The following is a 22689-nucleotide window of genomic DNA, read 5'->3' on the forward strand; positions in this document are numbered from 1 at the left end:
AAATTTATTCGGTTTATTACATTTCGAACAGAATCGACATGATAGTCGCGAGTTTATTTTCAAGCTCTTGCCACTCAGCTTCGGGCTCTGAACCCGCAATAATTCCCGCTCCCGCAAATAGGTTAATCCGACCGGGTTCGATCAACGCACTGCGGATTGCCACTGAAAACTCACTCTCGTATTTATTGAAATAACCGCAGGCACCAGCGTACCAGCCACGAATATAACCTTCACGCTGACGAATAAAGTTCAATGCCGAATGCCGCGGTAAGCCACCCACAGCAGGGGTTGGATGCAGCGCTTGCAACAGTTGGAAATCATTCACGCCCGGTTTTAATTCGGCTCGAATTGCGCGATGTAAGTGTTGAATATGATTCAGTTTAAAGATGGTCGCTAATTCATCGGCGCCAACATAATTACTCAGCGGTGTGAGCATGTTGACTATGTGACTGCGAACGAGTTGGTTCTCAACGCTATTTTTGTTGTCTTCTAGCAAGGCATTCGCCAGCGCAATATCTTCTTCTTGATTGAGGCCGCGTACTGTCGTACCTGCGAGTGCCTCAGTGAATAATTCCTGCTGACGGCGGCGGAATAACCGCTCCGGTGAGCAAGAGATAAAGGTGCGTTCTGGACTGAATTGAAAGCCAAATTGGAAGCTGTTGGGATTACGTCCCTGCCAGCATGCCAGTACCATCCAAGGATCGATAGGTTCGTTCACTTCGAGCTGAGTTAAACGGGATAACACCACTTTAGGTGTATCTTGATTGAACTTAGGCTCGACTACTTGTTCGACTAAGGTTTTCCAGCGTTCAAAATTGGGCTTGTCACTGCGGCCAAGAGGAACGATTTTCTTCGGTGGTGAGAGTGGTTTAGCGGGCATCACAGCTTCGATGGCGGCGATGGCCTTGTCGATTTCGCTATGGTGATCATTCTCAGCAAAATTAAGATTCACTAACAGACTAAACTTGCTACCGCTGCGTCTAAATTCAATGCGCGGCAGGATAAAACGACTATTACCGAACTCTGGCCAAGATTCTATGGTGCGATCGAAGGCAACGCCGCCGTAGTAACGAATATTTTGATTCGTCGATAAGGCTCGTTGTTCTTGGTAGGCCATGGCCAGTTGCTGATCGTTAACGCCGGTTTCAAATCTGAAGTCTTTACATACCCCAATCGCCGCGACTTCTTCGATTCTGTCACGCCCATGCCAGTAAATACGTGGAAATTGTGTCTGCGATGCCAACCATGAAATTAAAGGCATAGCGACAGTTGTAAGCGACAACTGCGCTATCGGTTCCGTCGGCGGAACTTGCTTTAATTGAATGAGTTTGTCGATGAGAGACTTAAGGTCTTCAGACAGGGCATGAGCGGGCAAATAGAACTCCAAAGTAAAGATAAGGGATAAAGGCGAAAGCTGAAGGTCACTCTGTCAGCATCAATGAATTCGACTCAGGTTAATGTACTCTTTTTCAAGTCATTTACCTTTAGTTGATTCAGTCTGTAAATAAGAATCTTTCGCTCAAATTAAAGGCCAAGGTCGAGAGTGTCAAGATGTAAGCCCCCAGCGTGTGACTTTCGCCATAGTCTCATTTTGCGCTGATAAAAAATGTGACTTGAGTGGGTCTTTTTGTCGGATAAGTCACCCTTGTTGGACATTTTGTCTCTTGGTTGCGACACGCGCTTTCCCTTTGTTTCAATTAGTCGATCTGGGTTGGTTTTTAAATGTTTTTCGGTTGAGACAGAATCATCGCGGTTCACAATAGCGGGCACATCTTAAATTTTCGACGTGACAAGTTATATGTCTATTAACGTATGACTCGCTGTGGGAATGAAAAGACGACTAGAGTGAAGCCTTGTCATAGGCTGTTCGTTAGATCCTTATAGGCAGATATAGCATGAAACTCTTAGCGCTCGAAGGCGTTAGCTTCAACTATGGCAGCCAGTTACCGACTGTATTGCAGGAGGTAAACTTGGCCATTGGTACCAGCCAATGCCATTGCGTGAGCGGTCCTACGGGCTCTGGGAAATCGAGTCTGCTAAACCTACTGGCGGGCGTGTTAAATCGTCCGCATGAAGGCGACATCTGGCGTTATCCTCAACTGGTTACGGGTCTGGTGATGCAGGACCCGCAAACTCAGTTACTTCGGCAAACCGTTGGCGCCGAAGTGGCTTTCGCCTTAGAAAATCTCGGCATTCCCGCCGAGAAAATGCTACCTAAAGTGCAATTGGCGCTACGGCGTGTGGGTTTGTATCTGCGCCTCGATACCCAAGTCAGCACGCTTTCCCTTGGTCAAAAATATCGTTTAATGATTGCCGCCCAACTGGTGTGCGAGCCGCATTTACTGCTGCTCGATGAGCCTTGGGCACAACTCGATGATCACGGTGTGAGTGAGCTGCTGGTCGTGCTCCGCAATCTTATCCAAGATGGCATGGCGCTAGTGTTGGTTGAACATAACGCCTCGGCCTTTGCTGAGATTATTCAGCATTACTGGCAGTTAGAGGCGGGCAAGCTATCCGAAGGCACCTATACCGTGAACGATGCGCCGCAAATTGAGGCGCCTGCGTGGCGAAATCAACCTAAGTTTGAGCATTTGGGCAAAGTCTTGGTCAGCGCCGAAGCCTTTGATTTTGGGTTCGATGCTTGTCCTACATTATTTGCATGTCCGCAGGGATTCCAATTGCAGGCGGGTGAGATAGTGACCTTAGTGGGGGATAACGGCTCAGGTAAAACTAGTTTGTTGAAAACCATAGCTGGCGTACTCAGTTCAAGGCAGCGTCTTCCGCTTAAAGTGCTAGGGCGAAGACCTAAGCTAGGGATTTATGGCGCTGAGCTGGGACTGCTGATGCAAAGGCCGAGTCGACAATTATTCGAGACCAGCGTGCTCGCCGAAATGCAGTTTAGCCTTAGGCGTTTTGAACTCCCCAAAGAACGCGCGGCGCAGATGTTGGATGAATTGGATTTATTTAGCTTAGCTCAGCTGTCGCCCCACAAATTATCCTACGGTCAACAGCACTTGATTGCCTTAGCGTCACTCGCCAGTTTACGCCCTAAAGTATTGCTTTTGGACGATCCATTGGCGGGGATGGATAAGCATTACTACGGCAAAGTGTGGTACTTGCTGAAGCGGTTAAGCTCTCAAGGTTGCGCTATTTTGCTCAGCAGTCACAGAAGCATTGAACACAGCGTTGTATCACGGCAATTGAGTTTGCGTAATGGTTTATTGGTGGAGGAATTAATTGAAACAGGAGAGCGTTATGTGGGCTAGTTGTGAGCTTTCGCGCGTGATGGTTGCCGGTTTTGAATGCTTAGCCCTTAGGCATTTTTTACAAAAGTGAGAGTGTGAAATAGCGCTTGCCTTAGCCTTAAGTCCTTATTCCATCGCATACTGTTTAGGGCATTTTGTTTACTAAGAAAGTCTATGGTGATTTTCTAATGCGCGGCTTAGAATGCCCCTCACGCCTGTTCTATAATAATCAAGAATAACAACAGAACATTTGAGCGTAGGTCGCTTTTATGTCGTATGGTTAAGTTGATATTTTATTCGGGCACATCATCCTTGGGGTTGTAGATATGAGTGAGTCGGCAGAAACAGTTGAGCTTATCAAATTACCTGTGTCGCAATTGACATTAGGTATGTTTGTCAGTGCCATAGACAAAAATGATCAGGGTCAACTTGCTATTGCAAATGCTGGACAAATTAAACATAAGGATGCAATTTTAAAACTGGCCAAAAGTGGCATCAAATTCGTTTGGGTGGACACTGAGCGTTCGGCAGAACATTGTGGGTTAAAGAAAAAAACGACTAATGATAGTCAAGCCGACAATCGAAAAGCGCTAGTGAGTCGCGATAAACAACAAGCTCAAGCTAAGGTTATGCTGACCGAAGCGAAAGACCTTATTCGTAAAGTGTTATCCGAAACCTTCGAAGGCAAAGCCATCGAAGTCGCGCCCTTCGAAGCGTTAGCCGATACCATGATAGAGTCTGTGATGTTGGATGCCGATGCGCTTAAATGTATGTCTGCACTGCGTTCAAAAGATGCCTATCTACTCGAACATTCAGTGAATGTTGCCTTTCTGCTGGTAACCTTTGGTAAATACCTCAATCTTGATCGCGATATGCTGCGGCAAATGGCGGTTGGTGGGATTTTGCACGATATCGGCAAGATAAAAGTCGACAATAAAGTGTTGCACAAGCCGGGCAAACTGACGCCAGAAGAGTTCGAACATATGAAGTTGCATCAAGTATATGCACTTGAAATTATGAACGAAACTAACGGCCTGTCGCAGATTAGTAAAGATATCTGCTTAATGCACCACGAAAAGTTAGATGGTCGAGGTTATCCAAGGGGCTTGAAGGGTGATGAAATTCCTCGCCACGGTCGTATGAGTTGTATCGTGGATATCTTCGATGCGTTAACTGCGACGCGCTGTTACAAAGAGGCCATGAGCCCAGCCGCAGCTTTTAAAATTTTACTCAGTCTGACGCCATTTCACTTAGATCAAGAATTGGTCTACGAGTTTATTCGCTGTATCGGTATTTATCCTGTGGGTTCCTTAGTGGAATTATCGGACGGCCGCGTTGGTATTGTCTGGGCTTCGAAGGACAGAGACGCACTGCATCCAATCGTAAAATGCTTTTATTCTTTAAAAGTAAAACGTTACACAGATGTCGCTATGGTGGATTTATTAAAATCTGAGCTGTATATCGAGCGCGGCGTGTCACCGAGCTCATTGGATATCGATCCAACGCCTTTCTATTAATTCTCAAATTCTGCCTCTAACGCCGGTCATCTGTATCGATGGCTGGTGTGAACGATTGCAGAGCCTGCGCTAAAAACCGTAAACTGAATGTCTTCTCCATTCTGGCAATGGGATGAACAGTGCTATGAAATCTTTATTTCCTATTTTTATCATTCTCTTATCTTTAGCTTTATTAATCCCTGGGGTGACTCAACCTATTTTGAGCATCAGCGGCACTATCGATAAGGCCAAGCTGGCGGAACAAGGCATAGAGCAAGTTGCCCAAAGGTTCGATGAAGACTCGGGGCGCGACAGCGCTCGCGGTATGCTGAGTATGGTCAGTGGTTTGCTGGGGCTCAATAGCCTTAAGGGCGAGGTCGAAGTGCTACAGAAAACCCGTAGTATTTGGGGAACGGTAACCGAACTTTATCACTCTGGGAACGGGCTCGTTGCGGGATTAGTCATGTTATTCAGTGTAGTAGTGCCTGCCTTGAAGTTGAGTTTAATGCTGGCACAGCAATGTGTTAGCTCGATTGGCCTGAAGCTGAGGATTAATGCCGTCGTCAACGCACTCGCTAAGTGGTCGATGGCCGATGTGTTTGTGGTGGCGCTGATCATCACCTTTATGGCGGGGAACGCCTCAGGTGGCATGGGGGAAATGCTAAAAACCCAAGCGCAATTTGAAAATGGATTTTACTTCTTTACCGCCTACTGCATTTTATCGATTTTGAGTGGCTTTTTAGTGCGTCGTCCAACGCCAATTTTGTAGCGAGTTCCAAATGCCCTATAGCGGTTTAAGCGCCGCTGGATTGGCTTAGCTGTTATAGCTATTTGTTATTGAAAATCGATATTTGCTGAGTTTTTAGTTCTAAATAATAATGAGCATCCCCTAAGTTTGCAGGAAGATGCAATTGAAAAACTGGCTGATTATCGTGTTTTGCCTGATTGCCTTGGTCGCTTCGACGCAAACCACAGGACTCGTGCGCTCACTTATCGAATTCTCCGCCTTTGTTGGCGTCCTCTACTGGGCTTGGCGAATGAAGCCGACGGCAGAGTAGACTGGCTTCTTGCTAACCATATTTATTGAAAATAAAGAATATACACTAAAGACGTGATACCAATCGCTGCCCACAGCATGACCCCAAGTAACAAAGGTTTGGGGCCACTCGCCCGCATTTTCTGCACTGTAATGCCTGCACCAATCAAAAATAAACACAGTACTAATGCCCGTTTCGACACCATAAATAAGGTGTCATAAACAGCGTGGAATTGTGGTAACCAATGGGCCACGGCAATAGCTAGACAATAAAAACCGATAAAATACGGTAGGTTAAGTTTGCGCTTATCGCCACCAAACAGCATAGCGCTGACCAATGCGATCGGGATAATCCACAGGGCGCGGGCGAGTTTTATGGTGGTAGCGGTTTTTAAGGCTTCATCGCCATAGGCCGAAGCGGCGCCGACAACCGATGAAGTATCGTGGATGGCGATGGCACTCCACACGCCAAAATCGTATTGGCTCATATTGAGCAAGTGACCGAGTGCGGGGAATAAAAACAGTGCGACTGAATTGAGCACAAATACGCAGGCTAACGCAGTGGCGGTTTGATCGTTACGCGCATTGATGGCCGGAGCGACTGCGGCAATGGCGCTGCCACCACAAATAGCAGTACCAGAAGCAATCAAATGGCCCGTGACATGATCAAATTTCAGGGCGCGGGTAAGCACAAACCCTAAGCTCAGGGTGAAAAAGATTGAGCCAACAATCAGGCCGAAGTTGTGGGTGCTCGCCTCTATCGCCGCGTTTAAGTTAATCCCAAACCCTAAGCCAATGATCGAATAAGACAGGAGTTTTTTGGTGAGCGCGGCGATATTCCATTGCACTGGCACCCAGCCAAGACTGGCTAAGGTAAAACCTAACACTAGCGCCATGGGCGATGAGATAAAAGGCGCGAGGCATAACAAGCCCGCACAGATGAAAACGATGCGGTGAGTCTTATTATCTTGCTGTGATGTTGATGAAGAATTCATAACGCCTTAGGCTCGAGCGATTCGGTTTATCGTTCCAACCACAGATCTTCACATTAAGCGACGGATACAAAATGGCGATCAATTGGATTGATCATGGAGACAGATGCAAGAGGGCATTATAGCTGTGTGTATGATCCTCAATAAAATCAATTAAACTTAACTAGTTAATCAGTTTTATTGACTCTCAGAAGGTTTGGCAAAGCAGGAGGGTAAATCGAAGAAGATGAACTGTGCTCAGTTCATCTTCTTAGCTAGATAATAAATGGTGAGCTTACAGAGCGTAAAATTATAAATTTACGATACTTTTCAAACTGTAAACACTGCCATCCTTTGCGGTAAATAGTTTATCTTGGGTGTCGTTGGCGCTGGACATACCCGCATGTAACAGGCTGAGCCAATGACGCGATGCGGCTGAACGTGACTCTGGTGTTCCGACGACCATGTTTAATGACGTTTCGATTTGGATATCTTCCAGATTGGCAACGTCTCTCGCACCTATCATGCCGTTGCGATCGAAACTGAGCTCAACATGGCAACCAAGGTCCCGCAACACTATGGCGCAGGGCGCATCTTTAGTACCGTTAAAGGCAACAAACTGTTTTGGCTGACGTAAACCACTGTGGCTGCCGTCAGCAAAAAAGGCCAAAAGGTGTTGATAGTAAACCACATAGCTGCTCACATCTTGGTGTGAACCAGAGTTAAGTGGAAAGAGGCGGTCGAGGAATTGTTTCGCATTAGCGATCTTTTCGTGCTCGGCGACATTCACTTGCGCCACGGCTAGCACTTCTTCTGCGATGAGGCTGTTTAGATTCGGTTGGATCTGGTTGCTCTTGATAATTGACATATTCATCGCTTGTTCCTCTCACTCTTTCAATTTAAAAATTCAGGGTTTTGATTTTACTTTTGGCTTATCAAAGTTTGTTTTCAACTTGGCTTGTCCGCTTTAAGTGCTTGCCCGTTTTAGATGTTAGTGGTTAAGCATTTCTTGAATGGGCTGACTCCGCTGGTTTGCTTGAGTCGTTTCTCGATTGCTTAATTTGTAGTCTAGTCTTTTTTTGAATACAATTTCACAATAAAAATTTTACACTGTGAATTTTACAAAATGCGCAATGACCAGAGCTTGATGAGAAAATCACATTTCCTAGGCACAAAAATACGTAACCTACGGAAACGTAATAATTTAACTATGGAAGATTTGTCGGCACGCTGCATTCGAGTCGACGCGGGAAGTGCGCCCTCTGTGTCATATTTGTCGATGATCGAGCGTGGCAAGCGTGTGCCAAGTGCCGGAATGCTGGCAGTCATCGCCGCGGTTTTTCAAAAAGACGCCGACTGGTTCTTAGACGATGTGCCCGAAGAAAACGCCATTACACCAGACAAGGGCCGCCGAGGTGGCATAAGCGGTATGGCGCTCGAACCCAGTTTTTTGTTTTCCAATGATATTTTACAAATCGCGATACCAGAAATGCTGTCGCAGACGGGGATCTCAGGTCGGCAGTTTGCCCATTTATTGATCCGCGCCCATCAAGAACACCATCAAAATCATTTCCCCGATCTTGAACGGGCCGCCGAAGAAGTCGGCCTCAAACGTATGCCCTTATCTCTGGACGATATGCTGGATATCGCTAAGGAAATGGGATTAAAAATCAAGTGGATAGACAGTACACCGCAGGAAGTTATCGATGAAATGGGTGTGAGTTCACGTCAGTTGGTCACCTCATTTATTGAGCCGCCGAGCACGATTTATGTAAATAAAATCCTCAAAAATCGTCCCAATAGACTCAAATATGATTTAGCCGTGCACATAGGTCATTGCGTGTTGCACAACAAGGACGGCCTCAAGAGTGTGATGATCTCAGGCCGCAAATTAGAAGTGGATGAAGAGGCGGGTATGCAGTCCAATACCTTGAACGCGCAGGATATCTTGCATGCGTGGCGCGATTTTGAATCGAGCTTCTTCGCCGGTGCGCTGCTGTGCCCTAAAGTGCCTTATCGCCAATTACTCGACCGCCACGGCTATGAGATTGAGGTACACAAGCAACTGCAAGTATCAGCCTCGGTCGCCATGCGGCGCATGACAGTGGTCTCTCCTTATCCCCATTGGCATTATTTCGACGCTTACGCACCGGGCAAGCTCAAAGCCGTTTACCGTGGCAACGGTATCCCACTGCCTTGGGGCAATATGCGACTAGTAGAAGATCCTTGTCAGCATTGGGCCGTATTTAGGATGATCAGCGAGCCAACGGTCGGCACTTCGGCACAGATTTCGATTTTAAACGTCGGCAACGAACCCCGCATTTACTGCTGTGAGTCGATTAAAGTCGAAGATTCTGCGGGCAACCCGCATGTGCTCTGCGCTGGTATCGATTTGAATCCAGCGATTGAAGCCCAAGGTAAAGATGCCCTGTCTATCGCCCACGATTTGAAGAATGCCTGTGTCGCCAGCGGCGGTTCAGTCACTATTCCAAAACACATTAAAAGCGATCTGGTGAGCGTCGCAAAAATCCTCAATATCAACTGGATAGAACGCGGGATTAAAAACGACGCCCGCCTTATTTGCTCCCGCGGCGCCGTATGCCCACGTCAACCAAGTTGCTATCAAGCAGGTAAGTCACAGTGTGATGGTACTGAATAAAGTATCGCAGATGGGATTGATGTTAAGCACTCTCACTCCAGTGACTCGCCGTAAACTCGTCCCTGAGGGCTCGACGGCGGCATCCATGCCGCCAACGGTCACTGCCGCGAGAGAGCTTAATTTAGTTGAACTCTGCAAATCCTGATATTTTACAAAGCATAAAATCTAAGTGCAGGCATGATACTCCGAGTGTTGTTAAGATTAGGTATGAAATAGACGGAAATTTACATTTATGTGACATTCTCCATTTCAAATGAGCGGAAGAAAAAGTAGTATAAAAGTGGATGTATAATTATTGAACGCTTACTTAAGGATGAGTTATGAAAAAAAGACTACCCAATCTTATAAGTATTTCTATAAAGGCTAATGTTCATTTTATAAGCACTATTAAATTAATGAAATAATATTTATTTAATTAAAATCTTGATTCATTTTTATTATATTTTAATAAGTAAAAAGGTGTGACATGGACTATAAAAAGCTTAGAGAAGAACTTAGTCATAAAGAAAGGACAATAGATGATTTGATCTCGTATATTGGTACAAGAACAAATAATTCTGTGCCAAACTATAGTTTGTTACTTGGAGCTGGCGCCTCATTTTCATCTGGAATAAGAACTGGAGGGAATTTGGTTGATGTGTGGCGACAAGAGATATATAAGAAATTGTCAGGAAAATCTGATTATGATGTCAAAGTCGCGAAAGAATTCTTAATTACAAATCATAGTAATTGGTACTCATTGTCAAATGAGTATTCCTCACTTTTTGAATATAAGTTTGACCTGCCAAATCAACGTAGACGTTTTGTTGAGCAGGAGGTCGATAACAAACTTCCTTCAATTGGTTACTCATATTTAGTCTCATTAACTAAAAATAGATATTTTGACACAGTTTATACTACTAACTTTGATGATCTTTTAAGTGAAGCTTTTTATCAATTCTCACAGACAAGGCCAATAGTTTGTGCTCACGATTCATCTCTTAATAGCATATCAATTAGTTCTTCAAGACCAAAGATAATAAAGTTACATGGTGACTATTTATTCGATGATATAAAAAGTACATTAAGAGAGACAGAGTCTTTAGAGTCTAACACAAAAGAGAAACTCATCGAGTTTTCAAAAGAATATGGCCTGATTGTTATTGGCTATTCTGGTAATGACAGATCAATAATGGATGTGATTAGTCACTTGCTTAAAACTGAAGAGTATTTAAAAAATGGGATTTATTGGTGTATAAGGGAGAGCGATTATATCAATCCAGAATTGACTAAGCTCCTATGGAAAGATAGAGTCTATTTTATAAAAATTGATGGTTTTGATGAGGTTTTAGCTGAGATTCATCATACTTTAGCTAAGGAGCTTTCTTTAGAAGATAATTTTACCAATTCAAAGAAAGAATTAATAATTTCTTCGTTTACAAAAGATGAGTTCAAGCTTTCTGAAAAGTCAGAGTTAATTAAATATGATATTTCTCAATTAAGAAAACATAAAGATAGCATGGACATATCTAATTTAATTAGAGAGCTGAATGAGAAAGAGTTCAATGATGATGATGACAAAATATTTTCAGAGGATGATTTTAAGGTTTTTCTTAAAATTGACAGGCTATTAAAAGAGAAAAATTATACGCAAGCAAAAGATATGCTGAAGGTGCATCTTGAAAATGTTGAAAACTTGAAATCTAAAGAAATCTATATTAGAAAATTAATTGGAATTAATAAGCTTCAAGGTTCGGAGAGTGAATCAATAAAATTATGTGACGAACTTATTGAAATGGATCCGTTTAGCGTTAGGAATTTTATATTTAAAGCGGAAAATTTGAGTAACTTAACGGAAAGATGTGATTTATTAAAAGATAATAAAAATAAGTTTGAAAAAAATTATGTATTTCAAAATTATATAGCAAGTACTGGTTTTGATGAGCTTAAATATACTAAAGGTTCTCCTGTTTTTAATATTGAAAATTTAGAGTCATTTGTTGATAAAAGCTTGAGTTTAAACCCTGGCTTAGATAATCAAGCGTGGAAAATAAAGCTTGATATAATTGATGAGAAATTTTCTGATGTTATTGATAAAAAATCAAAATCTTTAAAGTCAGAATCAATAAGTAACTTTGTAGAGAAGGCAAGGGTAATTAATGATTCACACTTAAAGTACCTTGAGATTACTTTGCGTGATTCTTACTTAGAAAAAGATTACGAAAAAGCAATGAAAGCAATAGATCATCTAAAGGTTTGTTACAGTCAGTCTTCTGATAATAAAAAAGTTAAAATATTTGATCTAATTTGCGAGAGATTTACAAGTTTATATGATTATAAAAATAATAATAATTATATGAAGGATTGGACTACATTCATAGAAAGTGATTTGTTCAAGTCATATGATAAGAAGAATAAGCCTATTTCTTTGCTAATATGTCATTCTGAGTATCTACTGAAAGTAGATCGTGATGTTGAAAAATGTTTAATTAAGTTGAGTGAGTGTTGCGTACATCCAAACGGTTATGAATATGCTCGTTCTATAATAAGTCATTTGACAAGTATTTCTTCAGATTTTGAAATAATGGATGCTTTTGTAAATAAAATATCTGAAAAAGTAAGCGAGTTAACATTAAATATGATTAAGTCTGATATTGCAGTTGAAAAGGGTTTACACAATGAAGCTTTAGATTACATTGATCTGGCATATAAAAATGGAGTTCCATTTGAAGACTATTTGATTAGAAAGTCTTACATTTTGTTAAGATATGAAAAATACCACCAAGTGAAAAATTTACTCGACTCAAACAATAGCAAGGTGAAATCCTCTGCGGGTAGGGATTTGTTATTGATAAATAGAGAGTTAGCTGCTAAAAATTTAGGTGAAACACTAAATGAAGTAGCTATTAGAAATATTATATCTCATGGTTATAGTGAGCATTTAATTATTGCTGCTGAGTGTTTGTTCGGAAAAAAGGTGCAAGCAATGAGATTAATAAACGCTTCAATTAGTAAAAATTATTCCGACCTGTTTTCATTCAATAAATGGCCTGTAATTCCTAATGATTATCTGCCTCCTATCAATAATCAAGTTAGTTTGGACTCCACTGACACGCAATCAATTCAGTCAATAAATTAAGATGAAGAGTAGATATCATAAATACCAGTTATATGGCTGATTGAGTCGAAGAGTTTATTAAAGTAGTTGGTAGCAGATATACATAGGAGTTAGCGAGATTAAGCCCTCGCGTGTAAGTGACCGTTGGCGGCATGGATGCCGCCGTCGAGCCTATAGGGATATATTCACGGCGAGTCACTGGAATGAGAGTGCTTAATCATTTCAGCGTCGCTTATTAATATGTTCGGTATGTTCGGTCTAGAATTTTACGGTGCGATTGGCTTCAATCAGAACCATTATCTAGCTAATGGTTAGCGGATAGCAGCATCAATTCCAGTAGTAAAAATTCCCTAAATCTTGTCTATATTGAGCCTTATTGACGCCATTTTGTTTTTAAAATCATTGGTTAAAACAACAAACCGAGCAAACACACTACGGTGCTGGCGGGTAATATGGGTTGTAGCCAGCGTGGTTTGTAACTGAGTAAAATCACTAGGATTATCGAACTTAAACACACCCAGCCGAGCAGTAATACGCTGGCGTACGCGGGGCCGTAGTGACGACTGGCAAGCCAATAGCACAGGACGAGCGTTGCAGTACCAGCGGTGCGAAATCCGCGTGCCTGTGCATCGGTTAACGGGCGGTTACGCACGGCGCGGTGGTGGCTAAAATAAGACAATGCCAACAGCCCCATGGCGATAAAACAGGTTAACAATTCGCCTGTGGCTGTCATGATTCAACTCCTAATTCTGTCGTCGCTTTGGTTACCCTTGTAGCCAGTACTTTTTTAGGGCTACGCAAGCGTTTGGCTGCCATGTAAAACAGCGCTGCAAGTGCGAGCATCATGAGATCAAATCCTGCGAGAACATAGGCTTGGCGCTGTAGATTGCTTATCAGCTGATACTGTGAAGTCATGGCATTGAGCAGGGGTAACAGGCCATAGAGCAAGGCTGTGAGTAAAAAGAGTCGTTGCCATGTTTGTTTATCTCGTTTGAAACAAGCGAGCAGTGCGACTAACGCCCAACTGATAAAGAAACAATGGATTTCCCAGTTTTCTCTATCTGCAAAGGTGACGGGTAAGAGTCGATTGGCATAAAAATAACAGGCTAGCGCAATGGGCAGGCCACCAAAGGTGGCGAGATTCAACATGTTCACTAGCGTGAGCCCGTTATGATTCTTATCTTTTTTAAGCTGCTTTTGTGCCAGTTTATCGGCCCACATAATCGCGCCGCTGGCGATCATCACGCAGCCCGTTAATCCCGCCAGTAAATACAGTAAACGTAGGCCTTGGCCAGCAAAGCGACCACTGTGCAGGGCTATCATGGCACTTTGGGTTTGATTCGCTCCCGAAGTCACAGCCGACTGCGCCAACACAGCACCTGTCACAGTAGACAAGTGATACCAAGGCGCTTGCTGATTTAAGCTGTGCTCAGGGGCGATTTTGACTGTTACGCTGGCATTGCTGTCGTTGAGATTATCAAACTGCAAGCCTTCAATTGGTGACTCACCGACGACACTGTGAATCGCACTGAGTAAACTCTGACTATCGAGCATAGTGGCTGGCGTGCCCGTGGCGGCGGGAGTTTGGTAAATGGGTTTCCATTGCGAATAAAAGGCTTGAGTTTCATCACCATATTGTGTGTTAAGTCCCCATGGCATATACATAAACATCAAAGTCACTAGGCCGGTGTAAGTGATCATAAGATGAAAGGGCAATGCGAGCACTGAGCTGGCGACATGGGCATCTAACCAAGAGCGCGGGCCTTTTCCGGGGCGAAAACTAAAAAAATCCTTAAAAATACGTTTGTGGATCACTATCCCGCTGATGATGGCGACCAACATGAACATAGTGCAAAAACCGACGATCCAACGCGCTGTGAGCACACTCATGTAGTACAAGTCGAAATGCAGTCGATAGAGAAAGTCGCCCCCTCGGCTTTCCCGTGCTTTAGGTAAGGCTTCACCTGTTGCAGGGTTAATAAAGCCTTGATGATAATCACCAAATCGCTGACCTTCAGCGGCGGGATCGCTCCATGCATAGGTCAGTAATGGCATCCGGTGTGTGGGTAAGTAAATCCACCATGACTCAGCGTCAGGCGCTTGTTGTGCCAAGGACGTGAGGCCCTTGAGTATCAATTGTTGATTATCCGCATTGGCATCATATTGGCTGCCGTGGTTTTCGGGTTGCATCCACAGGTTGATTTCAGCACGGTAATAGGCCGCTGTTCCGGCGAAAAAAACCAGAAACAACACCCAGCAGGTGAGTAATCCAACCCAAGTGTGTAGCCAAGTCATTGAACGAAAAAAGGAGTCTTTCATAATCCACTCCCTTGAGCACTTGTAGCATCAAACGCTTTAGCGGCTAGGTAAGCTAAATACAGCAGACCGCTAAGCGCGAATAAATCCAGCCAGTATCGCCATGTTGATTTAACGCTGAACACCCAAATCACGGCGCAGGTGTACACAGTAAATGAAAGCATCATGGCGGTTAACACCCGATCAACCTGAGATAACGGCAGGATTTGTGCGAGCAAAATAGTCGCTACCGCACTTAACAAATAGCCACCAAAGGTTGCTGCGAGACAGCGATTGCCTATGTGCAGGCTATCGCGCCAAATAGCGGCGTTTTTCCAACGCGTTAGCCTTTGTATTAACGGCTGAGTCATGGCGATTTTCTCAGTCATTATGGTGTGCCACTTTGGCTGAACTGGCGGTTAAATTGGCCCTGTTGGTGTAGGACAACACAGAGATTAACAGCGCAGGTAAAAAGGTTAAGCTGAGTAGCGTTGCCACGATAAGGCCTGTCAGCACCACTATGCCAACGCCGCGGTAGAGTTCGCTGCCAGCACCGGGGAATAACACCAACGGCAATAAGCCAAACAAGGTCGTCGCGGTAGACATTAGAATCGGTCGTAATCGACTGGCGACGGCAGATTTGACGGCATCAACGACACCAAACTGACCCGATTGCAGGTTTTTACGGCTCTGTTCCACGATCAAAATCGGGTTGTTAACGACAGTGCCGAGTAGGATTAGAAATCCAAGCATAGTAATCATATCAAAGGGTTGGTGCCAACCTTGGCCGCCAAGATACGCAAATAAGCTGCCAATAGAATTAAGCGCTTGTAAGCCGACTAACCCGCCAGCAAGTCCGAGCGGGATAGTGATCAGCACAAATAACGGATAACCCCAGTGATTAAAAATCGCGACTAATAACAAGTAGATGATCAACACGGCGACCAGAAAATTGCTGGAGAGTGCCGCTTTCGTCGCTTCGAGCTGATCAGCTGCGCCCGAAATATCCAAACTGACATCTTTGCTGACCGCACCTTGTTGATAGAGGATGGGGACTAGTTCTTCCCGCACCTTAGCCACAGCGGTTTCCAATGCAATGGAGCGCGGCGGAATAATGTAAAGGGTCACGGTTCTGCGGCCATCGACGCGGCGTAAACTGTCGCTATCCATCTGCTCGCTAATGTCGGCTAAGGCTTGCAGTGGCAGTACATTACCCTTAGGCGTGACTATCGGCGCGAGCGCCAATTGCGACAAACTCTGTTGATTGCCTGCCAGACTAAATAGAAAGATATCCACCTTGTTATCATTGAGGAAAAACTCGTCGACATAGGCGCCATCGCTCAGTGCCGAAACCGCATAGCCAAACTCGCTGCCGCTAAAATCTTGTTCTACAAGACGTTGCCAGCGAGGGGAAATCTGCCAAAGTGGTTGATCTAGCGACAAGGTTGATGGGTCTGAATACAGCTGCGGCTCGGCAAATACTTTTTCCGCCGCTTGATACGCCGCTTCGGCAGCGCGATAGAGGCTGGCTTGATTCGGGCCAGAAATATCCAAGGCGACAGCGCGGGTGCCACCATCGTTGCTGGAAATAATCGAACCCCGCGATGAATAGGCGCGCATGCCCGGATATTGCTCAAACAAGGCGGTGAGTGAGCTCATCATGGCATCCATATCTTGGCTGCGAACAGGCTCGCTCATCACCCAAATACTGCCGACACCCACGCTGAGGGTATAGTATTTTAGCGGCGGGATTTTTTGCTCACCAGATTCAAAGGATGCCGCCTCGGCATTGACTCTCGCCGATAGCTGAGTCGTTAATTCTTCAGCAATTTTAGCCATTTCCGACAGGCTGTAACCCGGCGGTGCGACCATAGAGGTAAAGGCTTTTGGTTCTTCGCCTTCGGGTAGATATTCGGCCGGAGGCATAAGCCAAGCCGCTAGCCCAATCGTTAAGACGAGTGACAGCACAATCACAAAGGCGCGGCGTTTGGCTGACAGTACCAGCTGACTGACTAAGCTCAATATGCGTGATGCTTTGGGCTGCTCACTTTGGTTTGTCTGCGCCGAGTGCATCTTACCGAAACCAAAACGGGCAATAGCGGCGGGTACGATGAACACCGCAACCAGCATAGAAGCAATAATGGATGAAGCGATGGCAATCGCGATATCCGAGTACAGTTGCCCCGCTTCTTGTTTGATAAATAGAATGGGTACAAACACTAGCACTGTGGTGAGTGTCGAGGCTAATACTGCGGGCCACACATCGTAGATACCACTGATGGCTGCTTCGAGACGATCTAATCCGCGTCTGCGCGCTTGTTCAATACTTTCGAGCACCACGATGCTGTTATCGACCGTCATGCCGATGGCAAAGGCCACACCCGCCAGCGAAATGACATTAATAGTGCGATCAAACACCAGCAGCCCGACGAAGGCGGCTAAGGTACACAGCGGAATACCGATAACACCAATCAGGGTGGCTCGATTCGAGCGTAAAAAGAGATACATCACTAAGGTTGCTAGTAAGGCACCTAGGCCTAAATTGACCCAGACATTTGCAACCGAATCTTGCACATAGCGCACATCATCACTGAATAACTCTAACTGCATGGCGTGCTGGGCGAGTTGATTTTGATTGATCTGCGCTATCACGGGCATCATGGCATCTTTGATGGCGATAACGTTAGAACCGACATCCCGTTTGACCGCTAAGCTGAGGGTGCGTTCTTGTTCGGCAAAGGACAGTTCACGGATCTCGGCGTGGTCGAGTTTTATCTCGGCAACATCTTGCAGCAGAATATTCGTATTTCCTTGGCGTTTTAAAATCAGTTGCTTAAGTTGATTTAAATCCTCAAAACGGCCAATCACCCGCAGTAAATAACGTTTTTTACCACTGTCGATATCGCCCGCAGAAGTGTCCTTGTTGCGATCTCGAATGGCTTGGCGCACGTCCATAATGCTGATGCCACGTTGGGCGAGTTTGGCGGGATCGAGCCGTATTTGAATTTGCCGTTCGGCGCCGCCTTGAATGGTGACGGAGGAAACGCCTTTGACACGCTCCATTTGTGGCCGAATAAAGTCGTTAGCGAAATCGCGCATCATGTCTATATCTAGATTCAGCGGGTTCCCCGCGATAGGCACGAGACGGAAATACATGAAAGCGTTGTCTGAATATGAACTGCTGTAAAGCCTTGGTTGGTCGACGTTTTCAGGATAAGACGACACTTGGCTGAGCGCATTGCTAACCCGAATAAGCGCATCGCTTATCTCTGTGCTTTGGGGGAATTCGAGTTCTATCCATGCCGAACCCGTATCGGCCCAAGAGGTCATGCGTTGTAAGTTAGGTAGGGTGCGCAGGTAGCGTTCCTGCTCAAGCAGAATTTCTTTTTCGACATCTTGCGGTGTTGCTCCCGGCCAACCTGTGGCCACGCTGATGGTGCGCACATCTAAGTCGGGGATCATTTGGATTGGGATACGCAGTGCTACAGCCGTGCCCAATACGCAAAATATCAGGACTATGACCGACAGTAAGGTGCCATGTTTAATTCCAAACTTCAGCATCCCACTAACCTCCTACTGCAGAGTTGAGTACAGAGACTGGCTGTTGGTCTTGTAGGCTCTCGTTACCGCGGATCACTACGGGCGCATCTTTAGGTAATGGGCTGAGGATTTCAATCCCGATGGCGCTCGTATGGCCCACTTGAACGGTATGCCGTTGGGCTATGTTGTTTTGCACGGTAAAGACACTGAATTGGCCGTCGGGGTGACGGACTAGCGCATCTTGCGGCACGACAACACTGTGTTGCGCCCGCTGTAGGTGGAAGGTGGCGGTGGCCGATGTGCCGGGCATCAAAAGTCCATCTGCCTCAGGAATGGTTAAGCGCACCAAGAAGCTGCGAGCATTGTGGTCGCTCACGGGGACGAGTGCATTCACATGGCCGATAAACTGCTGTTCAGGCAGCATATCTGCAGCAATATCGACTTGAGTTGCTGTGGCTATGTTTTGGAACATTTCCTGTGGGACTTGAATATCGAGCCAGAGCTGCTCTTGGGACACTAAGGTGAAGATTTCTGTGCCGACATTGACCCATTCACCGATTTCAGTTTGTTTGCTTGCAATCACTCCCGCAAACGGCGCGATCAGTTGGTGGCGGGCGACCACCTCTTTTTGGTGTGCTAATGCTGCCGTTAAACTCTGCAGATTAGCTTCGGCTTCGGTTAACGCCGCTTGACGAATCGCGCGCTCAGTTTCAGGGAATAATTGCTGAGAACTGAGCGTTTGCGCCTCGGTGAGGAGCCGCTGTTTTTCTAGCAGCATGGTCTTAGCGGCCATTACATCGGCCTGACGCTGTGCTAATTGGTGTACGGCTAAGGTGTCATCGAGTGCGAGTAGAGGCTGGCCAGCGCGGACTTGCGATCCCGCATCGACCAACACTTTGGCGACTAGGCCATCGGTGCGAGCCGATAAGCGGGCCACCCGTGCGGATTTAATGGAGCCACTGAGTGGCAAAAGTTCATTGGTATTGCCTGTTTGGGGCAAGGCAACTGTTACTGGTACTGCGTTTGCGTGGACTGCAAAACACAGTAGGTATAAACCTATCATTAAATACCGCACGTTAACTCCATCTCACTATTAAGATCATTACTGAGTGATAAAACTCGTGGTGGTGATGTGTAAAACACTATCAACTTCGTTGCCAGCCAGTGTTTGTTTGCCTTCTGTGGTGTGGTTACTGACGAGCAAGTAGCGGCCTGCATCTGGGGTATCGAGGGCGAACTTACCTTGGGCATCTGTGGTGAAAGATTTGCTCCAAAAACCGGGGCGATAAACTTGTACTGGATGATTCACCAGTGGCGCGCCTTTATAGCTAAGCACAAACTCGGGTGTACCTGACTTTACTGGCGTAAATTCAAAATCTTGCAGCGCTTTGGTGTGTTCTTGTCCCGTGCGGGCATAGAGTATTGCGGCTTGTAGTCCAGTCTCGGTTTTCCAGGGTTGCCACGCGGTATCGGCATAGAAGCTGACGTCACTCTTGCCATCGCGTGTTTTAACCAGTAGATGATCGGCCTGCGCTGTGGCGGTCAGCGGCGCTTTGGCATTGGCATCGAAAATTCGTGCTGCGCTTAAGGATGCTAACTCTTCAGCCGAAGCTTGCTCTGAACCCGGTTCGCCAAATTGCACTTTAACCGAACCATCGGTATTACGCTCAAGCCACACTTCATGCGCTTGAGCCGAAAAGGCGATTCCGCCGAGTAAAGTGAGTATTGCAAATGCTTGTTTCATATAATTATCCTTAATGTTGTTTAGGGTAGCGTGCAAATTTTTACAATGTCCAACGTAGTGACAGCGTGGCATTACGTGGCTCGCCAAAGTCGGCGTAACCCCAGAGTGAACGGTTGTAGTTCTTGTCGAAAATATTGTTAATGTTCAATTGCATAGAAATAGAAGGTGTGATTTGGTAGCCAAACATTAAGTCGACGAGTGAGTAGGCTGATTGTGTTTGGCGGTAAGCCACATTCGGCGCGCCATCGACACCATAAATAGTGCCTTGATAGAAGGTGCTGCTCTGCCAGCGCCAGCTTGCACCTGCAGTAATGCCCGGCAGAATGTCTTCAAAGTTATATTTAGTGGTGAGTTTGAAGATATCTTCGGGCAGATAAGTTTGACGACGTAGGCCATCTTCATCTTCCGCGTCGTTATGGGTATAACCGCCACTGATATCCCATAAGTCGGTAAGCCGTCCGGCAATTTCTAACTCGTAGCCCTTGGTGGTAATGCCATCCACACTTTCGTAGATAGAATCCCCAGAAGGGAGCTGACCTTTACCCGCATATTCGGGTTCGTTGTCTTTATTGGTTTCGTAGATGGCCGCTGACATATTGAGTGTGTCATCGAACAGTGCGACCTTGATGCCGCCTTCGACGTTGGTGCCTTCTGCGGGTTCGAGCAGTTGGCCATCTTCACCAAAATAGGTGCCAGGTTTGAAGATTTCAGTACGGCTGGCATAGACAGAGATTTGTTCGGTCACATCGTAGACTAGGCCATAGTAGGGGATGAAAATACCGGTTTTTTCCATGGTCGCATCTGTGCTGTTACCCACGAGATCATGCTTTTCATAGGACCAGTTACTTACGCGTCCGCCGACCATTAATTTCAGTGAATCCAACACATTGACACGGACAGTGCCGTAAACACCCGATTGGCTTTGCTCATTGGTTTGGCCATTGGTGGGTGAATTAGGCAGATTAGGCTTGGGATAATGGCCTTGATCCGCCACGTTATAGCGACGTTGGCGTGCGGAGTTTGTGTTGATGTTATCAAACTCGTTGTCACCATAGTTAAAACCGATCACCGCACTATGTTCACGGCCGAGTAAGTCGAAGTTACCCGTGGCGTACAGGTTGAAGCTGTTGGTATCGGATTCGCGATCATGCTGGGCGGCATAGGTATCGCCCCAAGGGCCAACAAATTCGCCGGTTGATTTGACAATATAATCGCCTGGGTAAAAGGCCAATGCGTCTATGGTGGCGTTGGCAATACGATAGGCACTGACGAGTGACCAGTCGTTATCGAATCTATGTTTAAATTCGGCCATGAGACTCTTTTGGGTCACATCCCAATGGGTCCAGTCCTGTGAGCTGGAATAGCTGCGGCCAAAATCGACAGCTGTGCCATCGGTATAAAATGCGGGATTAGAGTTCCAGTTATACACGCCGTCGGTTTGCGATTTTTGATAGTCCGCAAACAGTGATAGGCTAGTATCTATGCCGAGACTCGTTTCAACTACGCCATAAAGCACAGTGGTATCGCGCTGATAGCGGTCGATAAATGAATCGCCTTTCTTCACCGCACTCACGAATCGACCTTTCACATTGCCAGAATCCGTTAGCCAGCCAGAAACATCGGCCTCTAATCTATAGGTATTCCATGAGCCATAACTGATACTTGCCGTGGCACGGGTGTCATCCGTTGGGCGTTTACGAATAAAATTAACCGTGGCAGAAGGTTCACCTAAACCGCTTAAGATCCCAGCCGCACCTTTTAATACTTCAACCCGTTCGGCAATTACAGGGTCTAAACCTTGATCTATTGAGCCGCTGTAAACATGGGATGAAGAGGTAGTGATTAAGCCGTCAATTTGCACCCCGCTGTCGAGTGCATAGCCGCGCACGAATATCTGACTATTTTCAGAGGCATCGCCCACCATAGTGACGCCCGGAGTGTGATTTAACACTGACTCCATAGTGACCAAACCTTTATCACTGATCATCTCTTCGGTAATTAAGGTGACGCTTTGCGGGGTTTCTTTGAGTGACATAGACAAACCCGTGGCGCTATTCATTGCCGCGCGGGTGTAGGTTCCTACTACGTTTAATCTTTCTATCTGTTCTGTATCTTTTTTCTCATCTTGCTTAGGGTCAGTATTGGCTTGAACCGACAGAGTAAGTGTGCTGAGAAGTACAGGGATCAATGGCGAGCGCCAAGACGTTAAAACAGATAGGGGAGGCATGGTATTTCAATCCTTTCAGGCGATTTCAGATTAAATGATGATTGGCGATCCTGAGTGCAAATAAAGCACATAGTTGCAAATGAGAATCGATCGCATAATAGGTTTGTTGAAAATAAATGCAATATGCCCAATGTGTAAATTGTTGAAGCAGGGTTGTAACTTATTGGCGAATAGTTTGTCAGTGAGCTGTGATAAGCGGTCGCGATGGGTGTGGCACTTTTAGCGCATGCCTTACTATAACTCGGTTTCGGGGCATCGACTTTGAACAAAAGCTGTTGTGGCTCGAGTCAATTTAGCCAACAAAAAGGCCACAGTCGTTACCGACTGTGGCCTTTAATCTTTACAATCGAATCGAAATCCAACCGACGTATTAAGCCTA

At 45.6% G+C, this 22689-nt stretch carries 17 protein-coding genes; 7 read left to right on the top strand and 10 right to left on the bottom strand.

The genetic code is table 11. From position 1 onward, the window contains the following. Positions 1-16: 16 nt before the first annotated feature. On the bottom strand, positions 17-1375 hold the full coding sequence (locus AYJ58_RS03190) for an isochorismate synthase (protein ID WP_106648878.1): 1359 nt from the start codon (positions 1373-1375) through the stop codon (positions 17-19). 520 nt (positions 1376-1895) lie between these two features. On the opposite strand from AYJ58_RS03190, the gene AYJ58_RS03195 reads away from it, so the two are divergent. The 4 genes from AYJ58_RS03195 to AYJ58_RS03210 all read left to right on the top strand — a co-directional run bounded on the left by AYJ58_RS03195 (position 1896) and on the right by AYJ58_RS03210 (position 5799). Continuing rightward, positions 1896-3266 carry an ATP-binding cassette domain-containing protein gene (locus AYJ58_RS03195; protein ID WP_106648880.1) on the top strand — a complete coding sequence of 457 codons (1371 nt, stop codon included), beginning with the start codon at positions 1896-1898 and terminating at the stop codon, positions 3264-3266. A gap of 305 nt (positions 3267-3571) precedes the next feature. Further along, positions 3572-4762 (top strand): HD-GYP domain-containing protein, encoded by a 1191-nt coding sequence (locus AYJ58_RS03200; RefSeq protein WP_106648884.1) that lies wholly within the window; start codon positions 3572-3574, stop codon positions 4760-4762. 112 nt (positions 4763-4874) lie between these two features. Further along, a complete protein-coding gene (locus tag AYJ58_RS03205) occupies positions 4875-5510 on the top strand; it encodes a paraquat-inducible protein A (RefSeq protein WP_106648887.1) in 636 nt (211 codons plus the stop codon). Between the two features lie 142 nt (positions 5511-5652). After that, entirely contained in the window at positions 5653-5799 is a 147-nt protein-coding gene (locus AYJ58_RS03210) for a hypothetical protein (protein ID WP_105253023.1), read from the top strand. A gap of 22 nt (positions 5800-5821) precedes the next feature. Here AYJ58_RS03210 and AYJ58_RS03215 read toward each other — a convergent pair whose 3' ends face one another. Together AYJ58_RS03215 and AYJ58_RS03220 are read right to left on the bottom strand one after the other, a co-directional pair. Next, positions 5822-6772 (bottom strand): YeiH family protein, encoded by a 951-nt coding sequence (locus tag AYJ58_RS03215; protein WP_106648891.1) that lies wholly within the window; start codon positions 6770-6772, stop codon positions 5822-5824. Between the two features lie 286 nt (positions 6773-7058). After that, on the bottom strand, positions 7059-7622 hold the full coding sequence (locus AYJ58_RS03220) for a malate synthase (protein ID WP_106648894.1): 564 nt from the start codon (positions 7620-7622) through the stop codon (positions 7059-7061). 252 nt (positions 7623-7874) lie between these two features. On the opposite strand from AYJ58_RS03220, the gene AYJ58_RS03225 reads away from it, so the two are divergent. The 3 genes from AYJ58_RS03225 (at position 7875) to AYJ58_RS03230 (ending at position 12525) form a co-directional block, all read left to right on the top strand. After that, a complete protein-coding gene (locus AYJ58_RS03225) occupies positions 7875-9407 on the top strand; it encodes a DUF3612 domain-containing protein (RefSeq protein WP_106648898.1) in 1533 nt (510 codons plus the stop codon). Positions 9408-9417: 10 nt separating this feature from the next. Then, positions 9418-9552 (top strand): hypothetical protein, encoded by a 135-nt coding sequence (locus AYJ58_RS22105; RefSeq protein ID WP_269801903.1) that lies wholly within the window; start codon positions 9418-9420, stop codon positions 9550-9552. Between the two features lie 321 nt (positions 9553-9873). Then, positions 9874-12525: an SIR2 family protein gene (locus AYJ58_RS03230; RefSeq protein WP_106648901.1), complete on the top strand. Its 2652-nt coding sequence runs from the start codon at positions 9874-9876 to the stop codon at positions 12523-12525. 385 nt (positions 12526-12910) lie between these two features. Here the strand turns inward: AYJ58_RS03230 and AYJ58_RS03235 are convergent, their stop codons facing one another. Genes AYJ58_RS03235 through AYJ58_RS03265 form a run of 7 tightly spaced genes read right to left on the bottom strand, consistent with a single transcriptional unit; the run spans position 12911 to position 22310 of the window. Beyond that, positions 12911-13237, bottom strand: a complete 327-nt coding sequence (locus tag AYJ58_RS03235; protein WP_106648905.1) for a DUF3325 domain-containing protein — start codon at positions 13235-13237, stop codon at positions 12911-12913. After that, positions 13234-14823 carry a PepSY-associated TM helix domain-containing protein gene (locus AYJ58_RS03240; protein ID WP_106648908.1) on the bottom strand — a complete coding sequence of 530 codons (1590 nt, stop codon included), beginning with the start codon at positions 14821-14823 and terminating at the stop codon, positions 13234-13236. The genes AYJ58_RS03235 and AYJ58_RS03240 overlap by 4 nt, the downstream gene beginning before the upstream one ends. Further along, positions 14820-15188, bottom strand: a complete 369-nt coding sequence (locus tag AYJ58_RS03245; protein WP_106648911.1) for a hypothetical protein — start codon at positions 15186-15188, stop codon at positions 14820-14822. Before AYJ58_RS03245 ends, AYJ58_RS03240 begins: the two co-directional genes overlap by 4 nt. Then, positions 15181-18360, bottom strand: a complete 3180-nt coding sequence (locus tag AYJ58_RS03250; protein ID WP_106648913.1) for an efflux RND transporter permease subunit — start codon at positions 18358-18360, stop codon at positions 15181-15183. The genes AYJ58_RS03245 and AYJ58_RS03250 overlap by 8 nt, the downstream gene beginning before the upstream one ends. Before the next feature lie 4 nt (positions 18361-18364). Further along, a complete protein-coding gene (locus tag AYJ58_RS03255) occupies positions 18365-19414 on the bottom strand; it encodes an efflux RND transporter periplasmic adaptor subunit (RefSeq protein WP_106648915.1) in 1050 nt (349 codons plus the stop codon). 27 nt (positions 19415-19441) lie between these two features. Beyond that, positions 19442-20083, bottom strand: coding sequence for a nickel transporter (locus tag AYJ58_RS03260; RefSeq protein WP_106648917.1), 642 nt, complete (start codon positions 20081-20083; stop codon positions 19442-19444). Positions 20084-20123: 40 nt separating this feature from the next. Then, complete coding sequence (locus tag AYJ58_RS03265; protein ID WP_106648919.1) at positions 20124-22310, bottom strand: TonB-dependent siderophore receptor; 2187 nt, start codon at positions 22308-22310, stop codon at positions 20124-20126. Positions 22311-22689: the final 379 nt, after the last annotated feature.

The organism is Shewanella sp. Pdp11, from assembly GCF_002838165.1.
GTDB lineage: Bacteria > Pseudomonadota > Gammaproteobacteria > Enterobacterales > Shewanellaceae > Shewanella > Shewanella hafniensis.

Excerpts from the sequence above, each read along its gene's own strand:
- AYJ58_RS03240 (WP_106648908.1), bottom strand. The coding sequence starts at position 14,823 with ATGAAAGACTCCTTTTTTCGTTCAATGACTTGGCTACACACTTGGGTT.
- AYJ58_RS03225 (WP_106648898.1), top strand. The coding sequence starts at position 7,875 with ATGCGCAATGACCAGAGCTTGATGAGAAAATCACATTTCCTAGGCACA.
- AYJ58_RS03235 (WP_106648905.1), bottom strand. The coding sequence starts at position 13,237 with ATGACAGCCACAGGCGAATTGTTAACCTGTTTTATCGCCATGGGGCTG.
- AYJ58_RS03245 (WP_106648911.1), bottom strand. The coding sequence starts at position 15,188 with ATGACTGAGAAAATCGCCATGACTCAGCCGTTAATACAAAGGCTAACG.
- AYJ58_RS03215 (WP_106648891.1), bottom strand. The coding sequence starts at position 6,772 with ATGAATTCTTCATCAACATCACAGCAAGATAATAAGACTCACCGCATC.
- AYJ58_RS03230 (WP_106648901.1), top strand. The coding sequence starts at position 9,874 with ATGGACTATAAAAAGCTTAGAGAAGAACTTAGTCATAAAGAAAGGACA.
- AYJ58_RS03265 (WP_106648919.1), bottom strand. The coding sequence starts at position 22,310 with ATGCCTCCCCTATCTGTTTTAACGTCTTGGCGCTCGCCATTGATCCCT.
- AYJ58_RS03260 (WP_106648917.1), bottom strand. The coding sequence starts at position 20,083 with ATGAAACAAGCATTTGCAATACTCACTTTACTCGGCGGAATCGCCTTT.
- AYJ58_RS03200 (WP_106648884.1), top strand. The coding sequence starts at position 3,572 with ATGAGTGAGTCGGCAGAAACAGTTGAGCTTATCAAATTACCTGTGTCG.
- AYJ58_RS03220 (WP_106648894.1), bottom strand. The coding sequence starts at position 7,622 with ATGAATATGTCAATTATCAAGAGCAACCAGATCCAACCGAATCTAAAC.
- AYJ58_RS03195 (WP_106648880.1), top strand. The coding sequence starts at position 1,896 with ATGAAACTCTTAGCGCTCGAAGGCGTTAGCTTCAACTATGGCAGCCAG.
- AYJ58_RS22105 (WP_269801903.1), top strand. The coding sequence starts at position 9,418 with ATGGGATTGATGTTAAGCACTCTCACTCCAGTGACTCGCCGTAAACTC.
- AYJ58_RS03250 (WP_106648913.1), bottom strand. The coding sequence starts at position 18,360 with ATGCTGAAGTTTGGAATTAAACATGGCACCTTACTGTCGGTCATAGTC.
- AYJ58_RS03205 (WP_106648887.1), top strand. The coding sequence starts at position 4,875 with ATGAACAGTGCTATGAAATCTTTATTTCCTATTTTTATCATTCTCTTA.